The organism is Mucilaginibacter sp. P5_A4 (genome assembly GCF_056400605.1).
On sequence record NZ_JBFUKX010000037.1, the window covers coordinates 45603 to 66754 of the forward strand.

A 21152-nucleotide genomic window follows, 5' to 3' on the forward strand; every position below is an offset into this window, starting at 1 on the left:
AGAAAGGTGTTAACGCTTGGATAGCGCACCCGTGTCCGTAAAAGGTTGAAGAACACATCAACCCGCAGGTTACTATATGCTAAAAATTAATCGGCTGTGCCAAGGTCAGCTTTGGGGCCGTGGCCCGCTTTGGCCGTAAATGACTCGGCTTCGGTTTTTACCTTTGAGTTTGTATTGGTATTTTCTTTAGTGCTTAATGAATAAGCAGTTATGCCCGAAGTTAATATGATGACTATTGCGATGATGATCTTTTTCATGATGTTATTGCGTTAGTACTTTGTTGAAATTGTTGGCAGCAGATAATTTGATTATGCTGCGAAATCGGCAGTACCCAAGTCTTTTTTCGGCCCGCCGGTGAAAGCGAAATCAGCAGTGCCTAAATCTTTTTTCGGGCCACCAGTGAAAGCAAAGTCAGCAGTGCCTAAATCTTTTTTCGGGCCACCAGTGAAAGCAAAGTCAGCAGTACCTAAATCTTTTTTCGGGCCACCAGTGAAAGCAAAGTCAGCAGTACCTAAGTCTTTTTTCGGACCACCGGTGAAAGCAAAGTCAGCAGTACCTAAATCTTTTTTCGGGCCACCAGTGAAAGCAAAGTCAGCAGTACCTAAGTCTTTTTTCGGACCGCCAGTGAAAGCGAAGTCAGCAGTACCTAAATCTTTTTTCGGGCCACCAGTGAAAGCGAAGTCAGCAGTACCTAAATCTTTTTTCGGACCACCAGTGAAAGCGAAGTCAGCAGTACCTAAGTCTTTTTTCGGACCGCCAGTGAAAGCAAAGTCTGCAGTACCTAAATCTTTTTTCGGACCACCTGTGAAAGCGAAATCAGCAGTACCTAAATCTTTTTTCGGACCGCCAGTGAAAGCAAAGTCAGCAGTACCTAAGTCTTTTTTCGGACCGCCAGTGAAAGCAAAGTCAGCAGTACCTAAATCTTTTTTCGGACCGCCGGTGAAAGCGAAATCAGCAGTACCCAAGTCTTTTTTCGGACCACCAGTGAAAGCGAAGTCAGCAGTACCTAAATCTTTTTTCGGACCACCAGTGAAGGCGAAATCAGCAGTGCCTAAGTCTTTTTTCGGACCGCCAGTGAAGGCAAAGTCAGCAGTGCCCAAGTCTTTTTTCGGACCGCCAGTGAAAGCGAAGTCAGCAGTACCTAAATCTTTTTTCGGACCGCCGGTGAAAGCGAAGTCAGCAGTACCTAAGTCTTTTTTCGGACCACCAGTGAAAGCGAAATCAGCAGTACCTAAATCTTTTTTCGGACCACCTGTGAAAGCGAAATCAGCAGTACCTAAGTCTTTTTTCGGACCGCCTGTGAAAGCGAAATCTGCAGTTCCTAGATCTTTTTTCGGACCACCGGTGAAAGCCGTATTTTGATCAGTTTTTGTATCAGAAGTAAATGATGTAAGGAAAGTGCTTAATGCTAATATTGCTATGATTGATGACTTTTTCATGATTGTTGTATATTGTAGGGTGGTGGTATAAATATTTTGTTAATAAATGGTTGATGTTTGGTAATTAGTCGGCCTGGCCTAAATCTTTTCTAAATCCAGATGTTGATGAAGTAAGCGTTGCCACTTCTGGTTTTACAGTTTGTTTTGTTGTGGTTTGTGATGATAAAATACCAGTAGCTACACTTAAGCTTACAATGGTTACGATGATAAATTTTTTCATGTCGTTTTTAATTTTTTAAATGTTTTATATAAATCATGTTTAAGATCAATCAGCTGTACCCAGGTCTTTTTTGACATTGGTGGCAAAAGAGTGCAGTGTGGCGGTTTCAGGAACCACGCTTTCTTTTTTGCATGATGAGATGGCGCCTGTGAATAAAACTGCTAAGGTGATTGTGATTAACTTTTTCATGATCGTTAAATAATATTTTGAATACCGGATTGTCTTGATTTTGAATGCTTGCTACGCCTTAATAAAGATATTAGTCGGCAACGCCCAGATCTTTTTTAAACCCATTGTTGTTTATTATAATGTTGGTGGCCATTGGCTGATCTGCTTTTTGGGGCGATACCAAGACCGTTGATGATAAAACTCCCGTGCCCGATACAAGCAACGCTAAGAGAATGAATTTTTTCATATATATTAATATTTTATATTAGTATTCTATTTTATTAAGTAATAATTAACCATATGTGCCAAATAATACTTTCCGGTATTTTTACCGGTATGTAAAAGCTTTTTTAGATTATAATTTACTTTCTTTTTTGTTCAAAAACTGCCGGAAATACCTTACAGTTTTATTATGTTTTTTTGCGTTATTATAAAATAAATTGTTAATTTTAAACACTATATCCAATTGTTAATTAAAAAACATTGTTATACTTTTTAATTATTTTCATTATCAGGTAGTGTATTGGTAACATATAATACAGTTTAATATTTTCACTACTTAAATCGTAGCCTGAAACATGTTTTTATGCCCCAAAATATTATAAAATGCACAATGATATGTAATTAATTAACTGAATATCAATTAATTAATAAGACAAATATATATATGTTTTTTAGTTTTTTAATTACTAAATATGAAATAATTTTCAACAATCTTTTTAATGTTGTTTTTATGTATATTTCAGTATAATTTATAACTTTCCCATTCAATATCACGTAAAAGTGTTTTAATGAAAAAAGCCCTTACTTTTCTTTTATTCTTTTTCACAGTATTTACTATATACGCGAAGGATTTAGATGAGGCGATTACAGCAGATACAAGCGAAGTTATACGCATTAATAAACAAGCTTATGACAACCGCTTAACCCAACCTCAGCAAACGCTTACCGATGCTACCCGGGCAATGGATCTGGCTCGTAAAATGAACTATAACAACGGTATTGCCGAGGCTTACCGGGTTTCGGGTTTGGCTATGTTTTATATGGATCAGCCCGAAAAGGCATTCAGCAGTTATTTAAATGCGGTGGTTTTTTTTACCAGGGCCAATAATTTAGGCGGCGAGGCAAAAGTGTACAATAACATGGGTAATATTTACCGCGACCATGATACCAACCGCTCGCTTGATTATTTTTTTAAATCGCTGGCCATTGCCAATAAGATTAATAATGTAGGTTTAGTAGCATCGCTCAATTTAAACATAGGTAACGTTTATACCCGCAGAAACAGTTATACGCAGGCTTTAAAATATTATGGTCAAAGCAAAGCTATGTTCATTACGCTAAAGGATTCTGTAAACCTGGTTCAATGCGTGCAGAATACAGGGGTGGTTTACTTTAAGTTAGGGGAGTATGATAAAGCTTTGGCAATGCTGCTTGAGGCCAACAGCGCCGCCAAACACCTTGATTTAAATGAGCCGATAGCAAGTATTGATTTAACGCTGGCTTCATTATACATGAACCAGAAAAGGTTTGATGAGGCAGAAAAGGTAGTTAAAGAGGGGGTTGCATACACGCAGTTGATTAATGATCCCAAGCTTGAATATGATTACAAGCACACCAATTATGAATTGGCTTATAACCGCAAAAATTATAACGAGGCCCTGTTTTATTTACGCGAGATTTACCGGGTAGATAGCGCAACTTTCAAAACCAATACCTCGGTGCAAATGAAACTGATAGAAGCTACCCGCAAACAGGAAGAGCAGATAAAGGAAAACGAGCGCGTGGCAGAACGGCAGGCATATGACCGTACCAAGTTTTGGGCCGTAACTATAGTTGCCGGTCTTTTATTGGTTGTAATAGGACTATTGGTAGGCAACGTTAAGCGCAAGGCTAAAACCAATGTACAGCTTACTTTACTTAACGGAGAAGTATCCCGGCAAAAGGACAACCTCGACCGTATTAATCACCACCTGGAAGAGATCATTGACGAGCGTACCAAAGATCTTCAGATCAAGAACAGGAAGCTATCCGAACATTCATCCTACCTGTCGCACCAGATAAGGGGCCCTATAGCCACCCTGCGCGGCCTTATTAACCTCGAAAAAGAAGGCCTGGTAGATCAGGAGGAGTGTATTTCGATGATGGACAAATGTGTATCGGAGATCGACGAAAAAATCATTGATATGAGCGATATGCTGCATAACCCATCGCGGACTACTACTACGTAGTTTTTTGGAATAAGGATTTTTGGACAAAGGATAAAGGACTTTTGGACGAAGGACTTTCGGACAAAGGATAAAGGACTTTCGGATGCAGCACAAAATGGTGGTTTCGGACACTACAGAGTCCAATGAAGATGATAAGCCGGCATACTTTGAATGCTTTTAGCATAGGATGCCTAAAACGAAAACGGCCGGTATTCACCAGCCGTTTTTTTTATCTTTTATCTTTTGTCCAAAAATCCTTACTCCAAAAATCCATTGTCCGAAAGTCCTTCGTCTGAAAGTCCTTTCTCCCAAAACTAATTCATATTAAACGGTACAGGGAAAGAGGAGTGTATTTGGGCCTCGCAAAGACCCAGGTAAATGCAGTACCATGATATCATCTGTAAAATAAGCAGCTGTCGGTGTTTTTTGTAGCCCTGGGTTTCAAAGGCAATGGCTTCATCGCCGGCGGTAACAAAAAATCTTACTTCGCCTTTGCAGGGTTTAAACTTTGATTTCAGCATATCAAAGGCTTTAACTTTAAGCTTGCTGTGTGGATCGTGAATTGTACCATCCATCAAAGCCTCGTTTTTTGAAATGGATATCAGGTAATTTGGCATAAGTACATGTTTTTCTGGATGAAAATCATGCAACAATTTTTACTCCAAAAATTTAAATAAAAGCAGTATTAAATTATAAAGTTCTTACTACTTTTAAATTTTTACAAATGTTTCCTTTTATTAAATATTGTTAATCAATATTTAATAAATATAACTGATATAATTTACTAAAAGTGTAGTAATTAGTGTATTATGAACCTGTATGTGTAAGGTTTACAACACACATTTGTAAACCTACACAGCTATAGCACTTTTATTGCGCAGTTCCTCATAAAGTAAAATCACTTTACGCTGCAGATTTGCAATCTCGCTTTCGCGGTCAACCAGTTTCTTTTGAGCAACACTCAAGTTTGACGGAGTAAGGTCAATTTCCCCGGCATCGAGTGCAAGCAGGTTCACTACGTTGAGTTCAAAAATATTTGCGATTTGCTCCAATCGCGATAGGTTGATATCCGTTACACCGGTTTCAATTTTTGAAAATGCAGGGATAGAAATACCTAAGCGGTTTGCCACATCTTCCTGGCTCCAGCCATGCTGATGACGCAAGGTTCTGATGTTTTTACCAACAAATTTGTTGGTTTGTTTTTTACTAATGTCGCTCATTTTGGATTCTACTTAATTGTAAATTAATTAATACAGTACATCCAAACGTTATGCCATCGTTAAATTAGCTTTAAATGCGACTCATTTTGACATATTTTAAGTAAAAACGGGGAATCTGTTCCACGAAATGTGGATTAACTATTAGTTCATATTGTTGATTATATACAATTTAGCAAATTTAAGTAGCAGTTGCTTTTGGCCTATTTCTTTAAAAAATATGGTAGCCTTAATATCAGGTTTGTGCCCCTCTAAGCTAAGTACCTTACCAAATCCAAAGCGCTCGTGCTCAACTTCCATACCTACCTGCAGGTTTGATGTATCAGATGGTTTAAAATTTGCCGATACCACATGCGCCTTTGCAAGTATAGATGTGGTTTTTACAGGCGCGGATGTTGCCGGTTTTGGTTTTGAGAAAGCATCTGCTTGTTTACCACCGCTCCATGCCTTACGGTCATCATCAAAAAATGGGTTGTTACTGGTAGTAGTTGTTTTGGCGCTGTAATCAAGTTCAAGGTATTTAGCATCTATCTCATCCAGGAAGCGGCTTGGCTCGCAGCTGATGAGTGTGCCAAATTTAAAGCGTGAAGTAGCATAGCTTATAGTGAGCTTACTTTCTGCACGGGTAACAGCTACGTAAAACAGGCGGCGTTCTTCTTCCAGGTCGCTGCGCGAGTTGAGTGACATCTGCGATGGAAACAGGTTCTCTTCCAAACCTACAACATGTACCTGCGAAAACTCCAATCCTTTGCTGGAGTGAATGGTCATGAGTGATACCGTATCGGCATCCTGGTTTTTGTCTTTATCATCGTTGGTAAGCAAAGCAATATCCTGCATAAATATATCCAGGCCTTTTTCTTCAATGTCTTCACGCTCGCTAAACTCCTTAATCCCATTAAGCAACTCCTGTATGTTTTCGTAGCGGTTTAATCCTTCTACCGATTTATCCTCGTAAAGATCTTTTAGTAAGCCCGAATGCTGGGCAATATACAATGCCGATTCATAGGCCGACTTTGTTTTTGACAGCACCTGGAAACTTTGGATCATGGTGGCAAAGTTGCTGAGAGACGGAGACGGTTTACCATCAAAATATTGAACCGGATCAACTATTACCTCCCATGGGGTAACCTTATGATGATCGGCGCTTACAATGATCTTGTCAACCGTGGTATCGCCAATTCCCCTTTTAGGGTAATTGATGATGCGTTTCAGCGCTTCCTCATCATTAGGGTTAAATGTAAGGCGAAAGTAGCCTATCAGATCTTTAATCTCTTTACGCTGGTAAAAAGACAAACCACCATAAATTTTATAAGGGATACCCAGCTTACGCAGGGCCTCCTCCATAGAGCGCGACTGGGCGTTGGTACGGTACAGGATAGCAAAATCATGCCATTTTTTACCCTTCAGGCTCCTGTCCTGCATAATGGCTTCGGCCACCATTTTGCCTTCTTCGTTGTCGCTGAAGGCGCGCATTATCTTTATTTTATCACCCGCTTCCTTCTCGCTGAAAACGTTCTTTTTAAGCTGCTCTTTATTATTGCTGATGATGCTGTTGGCCACATTCACAATGTTTTGTGTCGACCGGTAGTTCTGCTCCAGCTTAAATACTTTCAAATCCGGGTAATCCTTTTCAAAGTTGAGAATGTTTTGGATATTGGCCCCACGGAAGGCGTAGATACTTTGAGCATCATCACCTACAACACATAAATTCTCGTTAACGGCCGCCAGTTTTTTTACAATAAGGTATTGCGAAAAGTTGGTATCCTGGTACTCATCCACCATCAGGTATTTAAACTTGTGCTGGTATTTGTTCAGTACATCGGGGTGTAGTTTAAGCAGCTCGTTGGTTTTGTAAAGCAAATCATCAAAATCCATAGCGCCGGCACGGTAGCAGCGGGTGGCATACATCTCGTAAATTTTACCCAGCTGTCCACGTCCTGTCGACATATCGTCGGCCTGGATCTGCTCATTTTTATTATATTCCCTAAACGATATCAGGTTATTTTTTGAGGCCGATATGCGGTTAAGTACAAAATTCACATTGTATAGCTTATCATCCAGGTTCAATTCTTTTATAATTGCCCTTAGTACGCTCTTGCTATCATCGGTATCGTAAATGGTAAAGTTGCTGGGGTAGCCAATTTTTTCGGCTTCCACACGCAGTAACTTGGCAAAAACCGAGTGGAAGGTACCCATCCAGATGTTTTTAGCTTCACCGCCAACCACGTGGGTAATACGTTCGCGCATTTCGCGGGCGGCTTTGTTGGTAAATGTTAAAACCAGTATGTTAAATGAATCCACACCCTTACGAATAAGGTGGGCCACCCTGTAGGTAATAACCCTTGTTTTGCCCGATCCGGCACCGGCGATGATCATCACCGGCCCTTCGGTTTGTTCTACCGCTGCCCTTTGTTCGGGGTTTAAGCCCTGTAAATAATCCAAAATCTTTTCCTCTTTTCTTGAAAAAGCGAAATTAAGGTTATTTTGGAGAATTGGGAATTGAGATTTCGGATTTTAGAAATTTGATTTGAGCGTCTATGTTAATAAAAGGGAAGAAATAACCCATCATCATTTTTACATTCCATCAAATATCACCCATGCCAAAATTTACTATCTTACACACATCACTATAACATTTGTCATGAAGAAAATCCTTACCCTTGGCTTATTAGCAATATCAACAGCAACTTTCGCGCAGCAAAAAACATTAATCGGCTTTACACCGGCATCGTCGGCTAAACAAATAGCTGCCGAAAAAACCTTTGACGAAGCCCTGAGCGCCCAACGCATAGGCGAAACCATTAAAACCCTTTCGGCGTTTCCGCATAATGTAGGTTCGCCGGGCAGCAAGGCTGTTGCCGATAAAATATTGGCCATGTATAAAAGTTACGGGCTTGATGCGCATATTGAAACTTACACGGTATTATTCCCCACGCCTAAAACAAGGGTGCTGGAGCTTACAGGGCCAACAAGTTTCACGGCTTTGCTTAAGGAGCCTGCGCTAACGGAGGATGCCACATCGGGCCAGCCCAATCAGCTGCCTACCTATAATGCCTGGAGCGCCGATGGGGACGTAAACGGCCAGCTGGTATTTGTTAACTATGGCCTACCAGATGATTACGAAAAGCTGGCCGCTATGGGTATTGACGTGAAAGGTAAAATAGTAATAGCTAAATATGGCCGCTCGTGGCGGGGTATAAAACCCAAGGTAGCCTATGAGCATGGAGCTATAGGCTGTATCATTTATTCAGATCCTGCTGATGATGGTTACTCTGCGGGGGATGTGTACCCTAAGGGTGCTTACAAAAATGAGTTTGGTGTACAGCGCGGTTCGGTAATGGATATGGTGATCTATCCCGGCGATCCGCTTACACCGGGTGTGGGCGCTACCAAAGATGCCAAGCGGCTTGATAGGAAAGATGCCACCACGATATTGAAAATACCTGTTTTGCCTGTAAGCTATCATGATGCGCAACCACTGCTGGCTGCGCTTGATGGCCCGGTGGTGCCGGCTGGCTGGGCCGGTTCGTTGCCTATAACTTACCATATTGGTGGCGGAAAGGCCCTGGTGCACCTTAAAATGGAATTTAACTGGGATATGGTACCAGCCTATGATGTGATAGCCAAAATTAAGGGTTCCACCTACCCCAATGAATGGGTGATGCGCGGCAACCACCACGATGCCTGGGTAAATGGCGCCAATGACCCGATAAGCGGACAAGCAGCTATGATTGAAGAAGCAAAAGCCCTTGGCGACCTGCTAAAAACGGGCTGGAAACCAAAACGGAGTATTATTTACTGCTCATGGGATGGAGAAGAACCCGGTCTGTTGGGCTCTACCGAGTTTGCAGAAGATCATGATAAAGAATTACAGCAAAAGGCCGTGGTTTACATCAACTCGGACAGTAATGGCCGTGGATTTTTAGGTGCCGGCGGTTCACAGGCTTTAGAAAGTTTTATTGACGAGGTAACCCGGGGCATAACCGACCCGCAAACCAAAGTAAGTGTGTTCGATCGTAAAAAGGCCATGGAACTGGTTAACGCCAAATCAACCAGTGATAAAAAGGAGATCCTGGAACGAAAGGGCGAGAAGCTGGAAGCGTTGGGTTCCGGATCTGATTTTTCGTCGTTTCTGCAACATTTGGGTATCCCTACGCTTGATTTTGGTTTTGGCGGCGAAGACGGCGGTGGCGAATACCATTCTATTTATGATTCGTTTGATGATTACAAACGCTTTAAAGATCCTGATTTTGCTTATGGCGTGGCCTTGTCGCAAACTGCTGGTCACTCGGTTTTGCGGATGGCCGATGCCGATGTGCTGCCCTTTGATTTCCGCAGCCTGCAGACTACCATCAGCAAATATGCTACCGAACTTACCAAGCTGGTAGACGATACCCGCGAAGCCACTAAAATAGATAACCAGCTAATAAAAGCCAATAACTACACCCTCGCTGCCGACCCAACCCGTGTGTACAAGGCCCCTGCAGCTAAAAGCGAAGTGCCACAAATAGATTTTAAACCATTAACCGGCGCGCTGGATTCATTAAAGAAAAGCGCGGATAAGCTTGCCACCTATTGGGCCACCGCCGTACTTAAAGATGGCGACCACGATAAACTAAACAAACTCCTTTACCAGGCCGAGCAGCAATTGCTTACTGTTGACGGTCTGCCACGCCGAGGCTGGTACAGGCATACCATATACGCGCCAGGCTTTTACACAGGTTACGGTGTTAAAACCCTTCCTGGTATCCGCGAAGCTATTGAGCAACGTAGCTGGGATGAGGCTAAGCAGCAGATAGAGGTTGTGGCCGGGAGGATCAATGCGTTGGCGGGATATTTGGCGATGGGAGTGAAGTAGGAAAGTTTAGTTATTACAGTCATCTTTATGAATATTTTTACGTTGTGAATAAAATGGCCATACAGTAGCAGTGTTGATTTTATTTCGCTATTTTAATTAGATAATATGAACTGAAGTGTCGTTTAAATCTGTAGATCATGCCCTTAGATTGTTATCACTTAACAGATATTGCGTAAGCAACACCTACTATTTCAGATAGAAGAAAATGAACTTGACGAGATAGCAGAATTATCAACGTTTAAAAAAGCTACCGGCCTTTGTATAAATATTTATTGAAGACCTTAAGCTCCACCGGGATCATATTGAATTACTATTGTCTCTCATCAAAACTAGTTTAGGTGACATATGGGATAAAAACGGAAAACTTATACGGCAAGGGTTGTTGTCGAAATTTAATGTTTCTAAAGATGGTTTCTTGATGGTTGGGGATTAACAATAAAACATGAATCTACTCTTAGACGATCTTACTATCAATATTTCATACATTGACTATAGCGATCTGATACATAGTTGGCATTGGTTACCACCCGATATTAACCGATACTACTCATCTCCAAAATGGGCGATATGTTTTTATTAGCCAATAACGGATTTATATAACGGTTGGCCACAGATGACGGTAGTCTGAAAAAGATAGCTGATACCAAGGCTCAGTTTGAAACAAGGCTTTCCTGAATTAACTCAAAAACCTCTTGCTTTTTCCATGTATTGAAGTAATAATATACCAGTTGTCATGGCGCGAAATCTTTCGGAAGCATCCGCCACTGATACCCCTTCTTTGCTAAATATAAGATCGCGTTTACAATCTCCCGTAATTCATATCTCCGGCTGCGTTGTGAATCGAAATATTTTGACATAACTTGCCATTGGCTATCGCTTAAATTGCTTAGATAATTTGTCATACTAATTGCGTTTGTGGTTATTCTCAATTAGTATTTATTCAGCCATAAAGCGATGGCCTTTTATCCACTTAACACATACACTTTTCTTCTATCTGTTTTTAAACAGCTTCTTAAGTATATTTTAATTATTGTAGCTTACAAATACAACTCCAAATCCCCTTTGCCTTCACGTATCACCTCAAAGTCGCCGGCTGTGCAGTCAACCACTGTGGAGGCTACGTTATCGCCATAGCCGCCGTCGATTACTATATCAACCAGGTCCTGGTATTTTTCGTAGATCAGCTCGGGGTCGGTAGAGTATTCTATAATATCGTCATCATCGCGGATGGAGGTTGAAAGTATCGGGTTACCCAAAACACGTACAATTTCGCGGGCAATATCATTATCGGGCACCCTGATCCCAACCGTTTTTTTATTGGAGCTTAATAGCTTTGGCACTTTGTGGCTGGCGTTAAATATAAAAGTGAACGGCCCGGGCAAAGCTTTTTTAAGCACCCTGAAGGTGGTGTTATCAATCGGCTTTATATAGTCGGATATATGGCTCAGGTCGTAACAGATAAAGGAAAAATTTGCCTTTTCGGGTTTGATATTCCTGATCCTGCAAATAGCTTCGATAGCTTTGTGGTTGGTAATATCGCAACCGAGGCCATAAATAGTATCAGTTGGATAGATGATTAATCCGCCTTTGCGCAATACTTCAACAACCTGTTCTATAGCTTTCGGGTTCGGGTTTTCGGGATATATTTTAATAAGCATAATAGATAAACAAATATACCGCTAAGTGGTTTAAAAAACGTTGTGATATAGGTATTAAGTGTCATAAACACCATATTTTTAGAATAACCAATTTTAAACTATCATTTAACCATGTTAAACATTCAATTTACCGCGGTATTGCAAAAAAGCCCGGGTAAAGGTGGCTGGACTTATGTAGTATGGCCCGAATCTGTTGAGTTTTTCAAAACACGTGGACTTGTAAAAGTTAAAGGAACTGTTGACGGGCAGCAATTCCGTAGTTCGTTTATGGCCATAGGTAATGGAACGCATATGCTGCCTATAAAAGCCGGGATCCGCAAAGTGATTAAGAAAGGGGAGGGGGATAGCGTTACCGTTCGATTGGAAGAACAGTTATTGGGATAGCTCAATAATGTTTTATACGTTCTTGAAACACACATACCACCGTCACCAGTAGTAAATTTTCGCGAAATTCTTAAAGGGGCATGAGGTTTTTAAACGTTTGTCATCCTGAACGGAGTGAAGGATCTATTCGCAGGCTATACAGGGCGAAGAGGCATGGCGGAGGTAGATGCTTCACTCCGTTCAGCATGACAAAAGGCTTTTTTGCAAACACGTAATTGGCAGGAACGAAGCAATAGGCCCCTTCTAAATCTCCCCCCGGTAGGGGAGACTTTTTGCTCTTCGGGTTTCTTAAAGCCCTCCCTTCCGGGGAGGGTTGGGTGGGGCTCCTTCTACTTCCTCTTCAGTGTTGTATGGGCCTTTGCTCCATTAGCTGCTATGTCAACCCCAATAGAATCTCCATAAAACTTACCGCTATGAGGGATCTCCAGGTCGCCTAATGTTACGGTGAAAGTGAATTTATCGCCGTTTACTTTACCGTCATCAATAGGGAGTTCGCCTTTAGGGGTTTGTGCGGATCCGGTTAATTTATCACCGTCAATTTTAAAATCATAAATTAGGGGATATTTATCACCATTCTCGGTTGTAAGGATACCCGCCCACTTGCCCGAGAAATCGGCAATGGCAGCAAAACAGGCTAAAAAGCAGCATGATAACAATGCAGTTGTTAAAAATTTTCTTTTCATGAGTATTGTTTCTTCTGCCGGTAAAAGTAGGTTCCGCATTAAAATTTATCATAAACAACAGGTTAAGTTTTGCTTCAATTTTATTGGTGAAGAAATGGAAGGGGGATCAAATTTTTATGATAGGTTGAGATAAACCTATTGCGAATCCAATAAGTATATCAAAGCCATTAGTAGTGAAATTCGAAAACTCTGAAGGAGGGAATGACAAATCGGCGAAAGACTTACGAAGTTTCTACTTCGTAAGTCTTGGGTTCTACAACTTGCCATAGGTAGGCACGAAGCAATCGCATGCAATATAGAGTACCACCGTGCAGTCGCGGTTGCCGCGTGCGCTCGTAATGATGTGTTTGAAAGTTGTTGATTTTCAATATGTATTTAAATGCACTTCTAAGTTGTGAAAGGTATAAGCCTACTCAAATTTATCGGCTATCACCTGGATCTTTCTTCCCGGCTTTTCCTCTGCTTCAAATGTAAGCGTAACTTTGCCTGCTACACCCGTAATAGTTATTGTGGCGTTTTTTTCGTGGTCGCCATTATCATCACTAAGTTTTGCTTTAATAACTGTTTTACCTTCTTTAAAAGGCGTTTTCCAGTCGCAGGTTTTTGAGCTGATTGGTCCCGACATCTTATGATCATCACCACCCGGAACAATGGTTATTTCTGTTTTGGAAATGGTAATAACCGTGTGTTCATCCCTGCTGTCAATGTGGCCCTGGTCATCAAACTGATTTGTTTTTGATGATGTTAAGGTTACGGTTTGGTCGCACTGTGCAAATCCTGCGGTGGTACCGGCTACCATCAAAAAGATGATGATAAGCGTTTTTTTTAAGTCGAATGCTGTTTTCATTTGTTGATTATTGAGTTTTAAATAAAGATAATTGTTTTATATAGTATTATGCAATACAAAGTACTATATAAATTATATATTATTGATTATCAATTGAATAATTTATTTGTGTTTATTTTAACATCATGAGAATGGGTCTATTGGAGTAATACGCAGCTTGTATTGGGTGTTCGGAAGAGATAGAAATAATTCTATACGATAGCGCTTAGTGATTGCCTGTTACATAAGATTTATCACTCGTTCCTCCTTTCGATGACATATTTTTTGGTCCAATTTTTAATTTCCCCAACTAAAAAATGTGTAAATCCTATAGCCGTTTGGAAGGAATTGAAAAATCTCACGAACCTTCAATCCAAACCGGCTAATTTTCTGTTATTATTTGCTAAAATTAATTAGTGTGAAAAGAACAATTAATGTACATTTGAAATGTATTACCTTTAACTACCGTTATTACCAATTATTAAAAATCTGTTATGAACAAGAAGATCAGTTTATTAATAGCTGTATGCTGCAGCTTTTCGGCATTTGCGCAAAAACAGCAGGATTACCCCATACAACCGGTTCCGTTTACCAGCGTAAAGCTTAGTGACCATTTCTGGACCTCGCGTATTGAAACCAATCGTACGGCAACTATCCCGGCATCTTTTGCACGTTGCGAAAGTACCGGCAGGGTTAAAAATTTCCAGATGGCGGCTGCCCACTCGGGTAAGTTTTGTACCACCTATCCTTTTGATGATACCGATATTTATAAAACAGTTGAGGGCGCCTCATACTCGCTGGCTGTTCATCCCGATAAACAGTTAGATCATTACCTCGATTCGCTTATTACCATAGTAGGCAAGGCCCAGGAGCCCGATGGCTACCTGTACACCGCCCGTACTATCGACCCTATACATCCACAGGCCTGGGCAGGACCCGAGCGCTGGGTTAATGAGCAGAACATGAGCCATGAGCTGTATAACTGCGGCCACATGTTTGAAGCCGCCGCCGCGCATTATATGGCTACAGGCAAACGCAACTTTTTGAACATCGCGCTAAAAAATGCCGATTTGCTGGTGCGCACGTTTGGTCCGGGTAAAAGGACCGTAGCGCCGGGGCACGAAATTGTAGAAATGGGCCTGGTACGCCTGTACCGCATCAGCGGTAAAAAGGAATATCTTGACCTGGCTAAATTTTTTATAGATGCCCGCGGTCACAAGGAATACAACAAAAAAAGCAAAAATCCATTCGACAACGGCGTTTACTGGCAGGATGATACACCGGTTACCAACCAGGAAGAAGCCGAAGGCCATGCCGTACGGGCCATGTACCTGTACTCGGGCATGACGGATGTTGCAGCGTTAACAGGTGATAAAGCATATATAGCTGCCATTGATAAGATCTGGGATAACATGGTGAGCAAAAAAATATACGTACAGGGCAGTATTGGCGCTGTGGGTGATGGCGAACGCTTTGGCGGTAATTACGAATTGCCAAACACCACTGCTTATAACGAAACCTGCGCGGCCATAGGCAATGTATTCTGGAACCAGCGGATGTTTTTATTGCACGGTGATTCAAAATATATCGACCTGCTGGAAAAAACCTTGTATAATGGATTGATATCAGGCGTTGGGCTTGATGGTAAATCATTCTTTTATACCAATGCCATGCAGATTCGTGATAGTTTTACGCATCCCGATATTGAGCGCTCCCGCTCAGGCTGGTTTACCTGCTCGTGCTGTCCAACCAATATTGTACGTCTTATTCCATCTATCCCAGGCTATATGTACGCGCAAAATGGCAAGGATGTTTATGTAAACCTGTTCATCAGCGGCTCGGCAAATTTAAAGGTAAGTGATAAGGCGCTTAAAATAACCCAGCAAAATAATTACCCATGGGATGGCGGCCTGGTATTTAATATCGATCCGGCCTCGGCCATGGATATGAATCTTAAGATCCGGATCCCGGGTTGGGCGCAGGACAAAGCTATCCCATCCGACCTGTACAGCTACGAAAAGTCGTCGGCACAAAAAATTGAGATCAAAGTGAATGGCAAAGCTGTTGATTACCAAATGGAGCATGGTTACGCCGTGATCAGCAAAAAATGGAAAAAGAATGATAAGGTTGAGCTTACTCTGCCTATGGATGTGCAGCGTGTAGTTGCCAACGAGAAATTAGCTGATGACAATGGTAAGGTTGCCATTCAGCGCGGCCCTATCATGTATTGTGCCGAGTGGAAAGATAACACAAACAAACCCAGCAGTTTCATTGTAGCTAAGAATGTTGTTTTTACGCCATCATATAATGCTGATTTGCTAAATGGCGTTATGACTTTAAAGGCCGAAGTAAAAAGTGTTAATGTAGATGAAGCCAATCAAAATGTAAGTACCGGCAACAGCACTTTAACAGCTATCCCATATTATTCATGGGCAAATCGTGGTAAAGGCGAGATGACAGTATGGTTTCCCGAGCAGGTAAAGTTTGTTGATTTGCTGAGTAAGTAGAGCCTGGTCGTCTAAACATCTTTTTGTCATCCTGAACGCAGTGAAGGATCTGCCCGCCGCCATGCTTCATCGCCCTGTATAGGCTGCGAATAGATTCTTCACTGCGTTCAGAATGACATTTTATTTAATCAATTATCTATCCCAATCAAAACTTCAACATGAAGCCCGGTTGGGATTTTTAGTTTAATAAATGTTACGCATACATTTCTATTCTATTGAAATCTTTATACCTTTAAAAAGTATAAACAATCCGGTAAACCGTTCTGAGTCAATTATAAGCCATCCTTAGTTTAAGGTAGCTTTTGATTGTATCATTAATCAATTAATTATGATAAGAAATATCTTTACAATGTTATTCCTTGTAGCCATCTGCTCAGGTGTATCAGCACAGGAGACTTCCCTGAGCAAAGGCTGGAAACTTGCCGTTGGCGATTCGGTGCAATGGTCATCTCCAACTTATAATGATCAACATTGGCAGAATGCTAACCTTAACGACAACTGGGAACGCCAGGGACACCCTAATTATGATGGTTTTGGCTGGTACCGCACCAAAGTGGTTATTCTATCATCATTAAAAGAAAAATCATTCCTAAAAGACAGCCTTCGGTTAAACCTGGGTACTATTGATGATAACGATGAAGTATACCTTAATGGTAAGCTGATAGCCAAATACGGCGGCTACAGCGGTACTATAAAAGATGGGCATTACGGAGGCCGTTCATATACTATAGCTGCAAATAATCCGGCTATTTTATGGGATAAAGAAAATGTGCTGGCTATACGCATATTTGATACCGGCGGCGACGGCGGTATGTACGGCAGCGGACAAGGCAGTGTTTTTAGTATAACTATGGCCGATGTGATGGATCATGTATCGGTTAATACAGATGCCGATTTTGAGTACGGCGATAAAAACAGCCTTAGTAAAAGTATTAAGCTGCTTACTACAAATGTGTATCAATATAGTGGTAAGCTGGCATTCAAGGTAACCGATCCGGAAACCAATAGCGCATTGTACGAAAAAATCAACGATGCAGCATTTACTAAGGGTAAACCTTTTACCTATTCGTTTTCTATTGCCCGCTTAGCTAAAAAATCATATACCATAACGTATTCCTTTACAGATACAAAATCGGGTAAAACAATTGTACAAACCGAGACTACTCCTTATATCCTTACCCCTTATCCATCGGCCAAAGTAAAAATTAATGGTGCCGATGTATTTGGCGCGCGGCCCGGGCACCCGTTCCTGTACCTGATACCGGCTACAGGTAAAAGGCCTTTAACTTATAAGGCAGGCGGCCTGCCTGCAGGCTTAAAGCTTGATGCTGCAACCGGGGTTATTACCGGTTCTGTAGCCCAAAAAGGAGATTACCCGGTAACTTTTACTGTAAGTAATACTTCGGGTGCTAAAACCAAAAATTTTACCATTAGTATTGGCGATAACATAGGTTTAACCCCTGCCCTTGGATGGAACAGCTGGAACGCCTGGGGTTTAAGCGTAAACGATGAAAAAGTACGGATCTCGGCCAAAGCAATGATAGATAAATTAAGTGCGCATGGCTGGGCTTATATTAACATAGATGATGGCTGGGAAGCGGAGCAAAGGGCTGCAGACGGCAAAATTGTTACCAACAGCAAGTTCCCGGATATGAAGGGGCTTACCGGGTATGTACATAGCCTGGGTTTACGCATGGGCATCTATTCATCGCCCGGCCCGCGCACCTGCGGCGGTTATTTAGGAAGCTGGCAACATGAAGACCAGGACGCGCAAACTTATGCAGACTGGGGAATTGATTATTTAAAATACGACTGGTGCTCCTATTCAGACATTGTTCCAAAGCCGGATTTAGCCGGATTGAAAAAACCTTACCAGGTAATGCAGGCTTCATTGGGCAAAACAAACCGCGATATTATGTATAGCCTTTGCCAATACGGCTGGGGCAATGTATGGGAATGGGGTGCAGAAGTTAACGGCAACAGCTGGCGTACAACCGGCGATATACAGGATACATGGCAAAGTATGTCAAATATAGGTTTTAACCAGGGACCGGCGGCGCTGCACGCCCAGCCAGGTCATTTTAATGATCCGGATATGCTGGTAGTAGGTAAAGTAGGATGGGGGCCAAGCCTGCACAACACGCGCCTTACATTTGATGAGCAGTATACCCACATCAGCCTTTGGAGCCTGCTGGCATCACCATTGCTGATTGGTTGCGATATGGGCCACCTGGATAGCTTTACGCTAAGCCTGCTTACCAATGATGAAGTACTGGCTATTGACCAGGACGCTTTGGGTAAAGGGGCCAGCCAGTACGTTAAAAAAGATGATTACCAGGTATGGGTAAAAGAGCTGAAAGATGGCGGCAAAGCCATCGGTTTGTTTAATACATCTGATACATACCAAACCATCAGCCTTGATAAAAGTGACCCGGCAATAAGCGGCTATACCAAATTCAGGGATGCCTGGCAGCAAAAATATATTATTAGCACCGGCAATACCTTAAGTGCTAAAGTTGCCCCACATGGCGTGTTGTTGCTAAGGGTTGAGAAATAGGAATTGAGGACTTTTTTGCAATAAAAACTTTTTGTCATGCTGAACGCAGTGAAGTATCTATTATTCGCCATGCTCCTTCGCCCTGTACCGTCTGCGAATGGATCCTTCACTGCGTTCCAGGATGACAAAATTTTTAAAATGCCATGCCCCTTCAGAGTCCTTGAGAAAAACCTACCACGGGCTATCGTAATAATAAACAGGCGAAAATACACCCTCGCTTGTAGTATAATAGCCTTTGCCGTCGGGCGTAAAACCTATGGCCTCGCCTTGCTTTTCGGCTATATAAGGTAATTCCCCTGGTTTTTTTACCATGGCATCCCAGGCATGTTCATTGGGCTGCCGGCGCCAGTAATAAACTTTTTCGTAGCTTTTTAATAGTATCTGTTGCCCGTCTTTGGAGATATCACCCGCCGTGATCCATTTAAAAGGTTTAAAGCCGGCGAAAAATAACGTTGCCCTTTTAGTCAGCGTAAGTGTATCATTTGCAGTGAACTTTAACGGCGACGTGTAAACACCAACGGAATCGCCACGCTTGGTGACTATATATATTAGCTTTTCAACCGGGTCTACCATTAAAGTCTCCGCGTCTTTCGGCCCGTCGGGGTATCTTAAATGGATGGCCACGGGTATAGCAAAGGTTGTGGTATCAGCAGTCCATGATGTGTTTTCCTGGAAACGGTAAACAGTAATGTATTTCCTCCAATTATTATTATCACCTATATCACCCAGGTAAACATAGCTTTTTCCTTTCTTCGGACCTGGTCCTACGGCAATATCCTCGCAATCCTGCACTCCAAAACGGTTTTTTTTATCACCGTTAAAATAAATAGTAGTTTTTAGTTTTCCTTTGGAGTCTATAGAAAAAAAGCGGCTGGTATCACCACTGTCATTATGTACATAATAAGTATCCGGATTTATAGATGAAGCAGCAATACCGGATATTTCGTCCATTTGCTTACTGTTAAGCGTTCCACTGATATTGTTTTTATCAAGCAAACGGTGCCGGGCATACGACCCTAAAAAAAGCAGCATGATCAGGGGCATCAGTATTTTTAATTTTTTTCTTCTGCTCATCAAAATCGTTAAGAATAATAACGCAAATAAATCATATTATTATGAAAATTACATTAAATATATCGTATTTTTATGTGTACGCGCAATAATGCTGCCAATAAGAATTTGAGCACGTTAATTTGACGGTTGTTAAACAAAAGTTGTATTTAGTGCATACTTGTTTAATGATCATCGCTGTTTTTGCGGATGATCGAACTTTTGGAAAGGGATCTTTAATACATTTAAAAATGTTCCGTTCATAGTTTCGTCCATGTGGGTGTCAATGCCAAAAACGGTATCTTCTCTTTCTAAATTGGCATAAGTGCCAAATATCCTATCCCATATGCTTAATACATCGCCATAATTACAATCGGTATAAGGTAATTGGTAGTGATGGTGTACATGGTGCAAATTGGGTGTGATAAATATAAGCCCCACAAATTTATTTAACTCTGGTGATAGCCTGAACTCGGTATGTGCAATGATGTTGGAGAAAGACTGGAAGGTTTGCCTTAAAATTAAAACCCCTATAGCCGGGCCGCAAATAAATACCCAAAGCATTAAAAAGCAGGTGCGGATACAGGTTTCGCAGGGATGTTCCCTTATTGTTGTTGATACATCTACCTTAAGATCGCTGTGATGTACCAGGTGAAATTTCCATAGCGGTTCTGCCTTGTGCATGGTAACATGATAAATGTATTCGCACAGATCGAGCATCATAAATAGCGCTATATAGTAAACCCAATGATTTGCATGAAAAGGTAGTAAATTAATAAGCCCCCAATGGCGGGCGGTTACCCAACCTGATATTAAAACAACAAACGTTGTTAATAATAGCTGTATGGGTAAAGCCGTAAAAATAAATAAAGTATTGACTGATGAATGCTGCCATTTGGTTTTGATTCCATCATGCGATACCAGCATTTCGGCAAACCACAGGCCTGTTATTACACCGGCATACAAGAGTACCTGCGACAAATCTTCATGTTGAGAAAAAAATAAGCTCAGTTTGTGCATAGTTAAATTAATAGGGCCTTAAAAGTAATAAATATGTTATCGCTATTTAAAGTCTATGTTAATTCCTTCATCATTCGTTCATTTTTGCGGACAAAAAAAGGGCCCTGGAGAAGAGGGCACTGAAAAAGTCCTTTAAAAATTAGAGGATAAAAGGAGTAGAGAAGCTTGGTTTTTCTACTCCTTTTTCATTATCTTAAAGTCGAATTAGAACGGCTTTTAGATGTTAGCTCAACAACAACAAATCCAATTCAGCGTGTTTTCGGGATTATATGACTTGATCGTTCCCAAAGACAATCTTCTTCGGAAGATCAACGAGTTAATAGATTTCAATTTTATCTACAAAGAACTCGTTGAC

Annotated in this window: 19 protein-coding genes; 5 read left to right on the top strand and 14 right to left on the bottom strand. The window is 41.4% G+C overall.

Translation table 11 applies throughout. The features are described 5' to 3' along the window. Positions 1–86 precede the first annotated feature (86 nt). From AC1DQW_RS19615 to AC1DQW_RS19635, 5 genes are all read right to left on the bottom strand, one after another. A complete protein-coding gene (locus tag AC1DQW_RS19615) occupies positions 87–257 on the bottom strand; it encodes a hypothetical protein (RefSeq protein WP_477408050.1) in 171 nt (56 codons plus the stop codon). Positions 258–308: 51 nt separating this feature from the next. After that, complete coding sequence (locus AC1DQW_RS19620; protein WP_477455620.1) at positions 309–1439, bottom strand: hypothetical protein; 1131 nt, start codon at positions 1437–1439, stop codon at positions 309–311. Positions 1440–1503: 64 nt separating this feature from the next. After that, positions 1504–1659, bottom strand: a complete 156-nt coding sequence (locus AC1DQW_RS19625; protein ID WP_477407695.1) for a hypothetical protein — start codon at positions 1657–1659, stop codon at positions 1504–1506. A gap of 45 nt (positions 1660–1704) precedes the next feature. Next, entirely contained in the window at positions 1705–1848 is a 144-nt protein-coding gene (locus AC1DQW_RS19630) for a hypothetical protein (RefSeq protein ID WP_477455621.1), read from the bottom strand. A 70-nt stretch (positions 1849–1918) separates the two neighbouring features. Next, a complete protein-coding gene (locus tag AC1DQW_RS19635) occupies positions 1919–2074 on the bottom strand; it encodes a hypothetical protein (RefSeq protein WP_477455622.1) in 156 nt (51 codons plus the stop codon). 544 nt (positions 2075–2618) lie between these two features. Between AC1DQW_RS19635 and AC1DQW_RS19640 the strand changes: the two genes are divergently transcribed. Further along, positions 2619–4058 carry a tetratricopeptide repeat protein gene (locus AC1DQW_RS19640; RefSeq protein WP_477455623.1) on the top strand — a complete coding sequence of 480 codons (1440 nt, stop codon included), beginning with the start codon at positions 2619–2621 and terminating at the stop codon, positions 4056–4058. Between the two features lie 293 nt (positions 4059–4351). On the opposite strand, the gene AC1DQW_RS19645 is transcribed toward AC1DQW_RS19640, so the two are convergent. The 3 genes from AC1DQW_RS19645 to AC1DQW_RS19655 form a co-directional block, all read right to left on the bottom strand. Further along, a complete protein-coding gene (locus AC1DQW_RS19645; protein ID WP_477407688.1) occupies positions 4352–4654 on the bottom strand; it encodes a hypothetical protein in 303 nt (100 codons plus the stop codon). Between the two features lie 234 nt (positions 4655–4888). Then, entirely contained in the window at positions 4889–5257 is a 369-nt protein-coding gene (locus AC1DQW_RS19650) for a helix-turn-helix domain-containing protein (protein WP_477455624.1), read from the bottom strand. Between the two features lie 141 nt (positions 5258–5398). Then, positions 5399–7696 carry an ATP-dependent helicase gene (locus tag AC1DQW_RS19655; RefSeq protein ID WP_477455625.1) on the bottom strand — a complete coding sequence of 766 codons (2298 nt, stop codon included), beginning with the start codon at positions 7694–7696 and terminating at the stop codon, positions 5399–5401. A 199-nt stretch (positions 7697–7895) separates the two neighbouring features. Here AC1DQW_RS19655 and AC1DQW_RS19660 point away from each other — a divergent pair, with 199 nt between their 5' ends. Further along, positions 7896–10112, top strand: a complete 2217-nt coding sequence (locus AC1DQW_RS19660) for a transferrin receptor-like dimerization domain-containing protein (RefSeq protein ID WP_477455626.1) — start codon at positions 7896–7898, stop codon at positions 10110–10112. 731 nt (positions 10113–10843) lie between these two features. Here the strand turns inward: AC1DQW_RS19660 and AC1DQW_RS19665 are convergent. Both AC1DQW_RS19665 and AC1DQW_RS19670 read right to left on the bottom strand, forming a co-directional pair. Next, positions 10844–11014: a transposase gene (locus AC1DQW_RS19665; RefSeq protein ID WP_477455627.1), complete on the bottom strand. Its 171-nt coding sequence runs from the start codon at positions 11012–11014 to the stop codon at positions 10844–10846. Positions 11015–11149: 135 nt separating this feature from the next. Next, positions 11150–11770 (bottom strand): L-threonylcarbamoyladenylate synthase, encoded by a 621-nt coding sequence (locus AC1DQW_RS19670; protein ID WP_477455628.1) that lies wholly within the window; start codon positions 11768–11770, stop codon positions 11150–11152. Positions 11771–11881: 111 nt separating this feature from the next. Here AC1DQW_RS19670 and AC1DQW_RS19675 point away from each other — a divergent pair, with 111 nt between their 5' ends. Then, positions 11882–12154 carry a DUF1905 domain-containing protein gene (locus AC1DQW_RS19675; RefSeq protein ID WP_477455629.1) on the top strand — a complete coding sequence of 91 codons (273 nt, stop codon included), beginning with the start codon at positions 11882–11884 and terminating at the stop codon, positions 12152–12154. Between the two features lie 329 nt (positions 12155–12483). Here AC1DQW_RS19675 and AC1DQW_RS19680 read toward each other — a convergent pair whose 3' ends face one another. Next, positions 12484–12837: a hypothetical protein gene (locus AC1DQW_RS19680; RefSeq protein WP_477455630.1), complete on the bottom strand. Its 354-nt coding sequence runs from the start codon at positions 12835–12837 to the stop codon at positions 12484–12486. A gap of 409 nt (positions 12838–13246) precedes the next feature. Then, entirely contained in the window at positions 13247–13684 is a 438-nt protein-coding gene (locus AC1DQW_RS19685) for a hypothetical protein (protein WP_477455631.1), read from the bottom strand. A gap of 473 nt (positions 13685–14157) precedes the next feature. Here AC1DQW_RS19685 and AC1DQW_RS19690 point away from each other — a divergent pair, with 473 nt between their 5' ends. Both AC1DQW_RS19690 and AC1DQW_RS19695 read left to right on the top strand, forming a co-directional pair. Further along, positions 14158–16170, top strand: coding sequence for a glycoside hydrolase family 127 protein (locus tag AC1DQW_RS19690; protein WP_477455632.1), 2013 nt, complete (start codon positions 14158–14160; stop codon positions 16168–16170). A 328-nt stretch (positions 16171–16498) separates the two neighbouring features. Next, on the top strand, positions 16499–18727 hold the full coding sequence (locus tag AC1DQW_RS19695) for a putative Ig domain-containing protein (protein WP_477455633.1): 2229 nt from the start codon (positions 16499–16501) through the stop codon (positions 18725–18727). A 171-nt stretch (positions 18728–18898) separates the two neighbouring features. Here the strand turns inward: AC1DQW_RS19695 and AC1DQW_RS19700 are convergent, their stop codons facing one another. Then, the gene (locus AC1DQW_RS19700; RefSeq protein WP_477455634.1) at positions 18899–19801 is read right to left on the bottom strand and encodes a hypothetical protein; all 903 of its coding nucleotides are present in this window, start codon (positions 19799–19801) and stop codon (positions 18899–18901) included. 168 nt (positions 19802–19969) lie between these two features. Further along, positions 19970–20797, bottom strand: a complete 828-nt coding sequence (locus AC1DQW_RS19705) for a sterol desaturase family protein (RefSeq protein WP_477455635.1) — start codon at positions 20795–20797, stop codon at positions 19970–19972. Positions 20798–21152: the final 355 nt, after the last annotated feature.

Excerpts from the sequence above, each read along its gene's own strand:
- AC1DQW_RS19650 (WP_477455624.1), bottom strand. The coding sequence starts at position 5,257 with ATGAGCGACATTAGTAAAAAACAAACCAACAAATTTGTTGGTAAAAAC.
- AC1DQW_RS19680 (WP_477455630.1), bottom strand. The coding sequence starts at position 12,837 with ATGAAAAGAAAATTTTTAACAACTGCATTGTTATCATGCTGCTTTTTA.
- AC1DQW_RS19695 (WP_477455633.1), top strand. The coding sequence starts at position 16,499 with ATGATAAGAAATATCTTTACAATGTTATTCCTTGTAGCCATCTGCTCA.
- AC1DQW_RS19625 (WP_477407695.1), bottom strand. The coding sequence starts at position 1,659 with ATGAAAAAATTTATCATCGTAACCATTGTAAGCTTAAGTGTAGCTACT.
- AC1DQW_RS19635 (WP_477455622.1), bottom strand. The coding sequence starts at position 2,074 with ATGAAAAAATTCATTCTCTTAGCGTTGCTTGTATCGGGCACGGGAGTT.
- AC1DQW_RS19700 (WP_477455634.1), bottom strand. The coding sequence starts at position 19,801 with ATGAGCAGAAGAAAAAAATTAAAAATACTGATGCCCCTGATCATGCTG.
- AC1DQW_RS19640 (WP_477455623.1), top strand. The coding sequence starts at position 2,619 with ATGAAAAAAGCCCTTACTTTTCTTTTATTCTTTTTCACAGTATTTACT.
- AC1DQW_RS19620 (WP_477455620.1), bottom strand. The coding sequence starts at position 1,439 with ATGAAAAAGTCATCAATCATAGCAATATTAGCATTAAGCACTTTCCTT.
- AC1DQW_RS19645 (WP_477407688.1), bottom strand. The coding sequence starts at position 4,654 with ATGCCAAATTACCTGATATCCATTTCAAAAAACGAGGCTTTGATGGAT.
- AC1DQW_RS19670 (WP_477455628.1), bottom strand. The coding sequence starts at position 11,770 with ATGCTTATTAAAATATATCCCGAAAACCCGAACCCGAAAGCTATAGAA.
- AC1DQW_RS19705 (WP_477455635.1), bottom strand. The coding sequence starts at position 20,797 with ATGCACAAACTGAGCTTATTTTTTTCTCAACATGAAGATTTGTCGCAG.
- AC1DQW_RS19675 (WP_477455629.1), top strand. The coding sequence starts at position 11,882 with ATGTTAAACATTCAATTTACCGCGGTATTGCAAAAAAGCCCGGGTAAA.
- AC1DQW_RS19665 (WP_477455627.1), bottom strand. The coding sequence starts at position 11,014 with ATGACAAATTATCTAAGCAATTTAAGCGATAGCCAATGGCAAGTTATG.
- AC1DQW_RS19615 (WP_477408050.1), bottom strand. The coding sequence starts at position 257 with ATGAAAAAGATCATCATCGCAATAGTCATCATATTAACTTCGGGCATA.
- AC1DQW_RS19660 (WP_477455626.1), top strand. The coding sequence starts at position 7,896 with ATGAAGAAAATCCTTACCCTTGGCTTATTAGCAATATCAACAGCAACT.
- AC1DQW_RS19630 (WP_477455621.1), bottom strand. The coding sequence starts at position 1,848 with ATGAAAAAGTTAATCACAATCACCTTAGCAGTTTTATTCACAGGCGCC.
- AC1DQW_RS19690 (WP_477455632.1), top strand. The coding sequence starts at position 14,158 with ATGAACAAGAAGATCAGTTTATTAATAGCTGTATGCTGCAGCTTTTCG.
- AC1DQW_RS19685 (WP_477455631.1), bottom strand. The coding sequence starts at position 13,684 with ATGAAAACAGCATTCGACTTAAAAAAAACGCTTATCATCATCTTTTTG.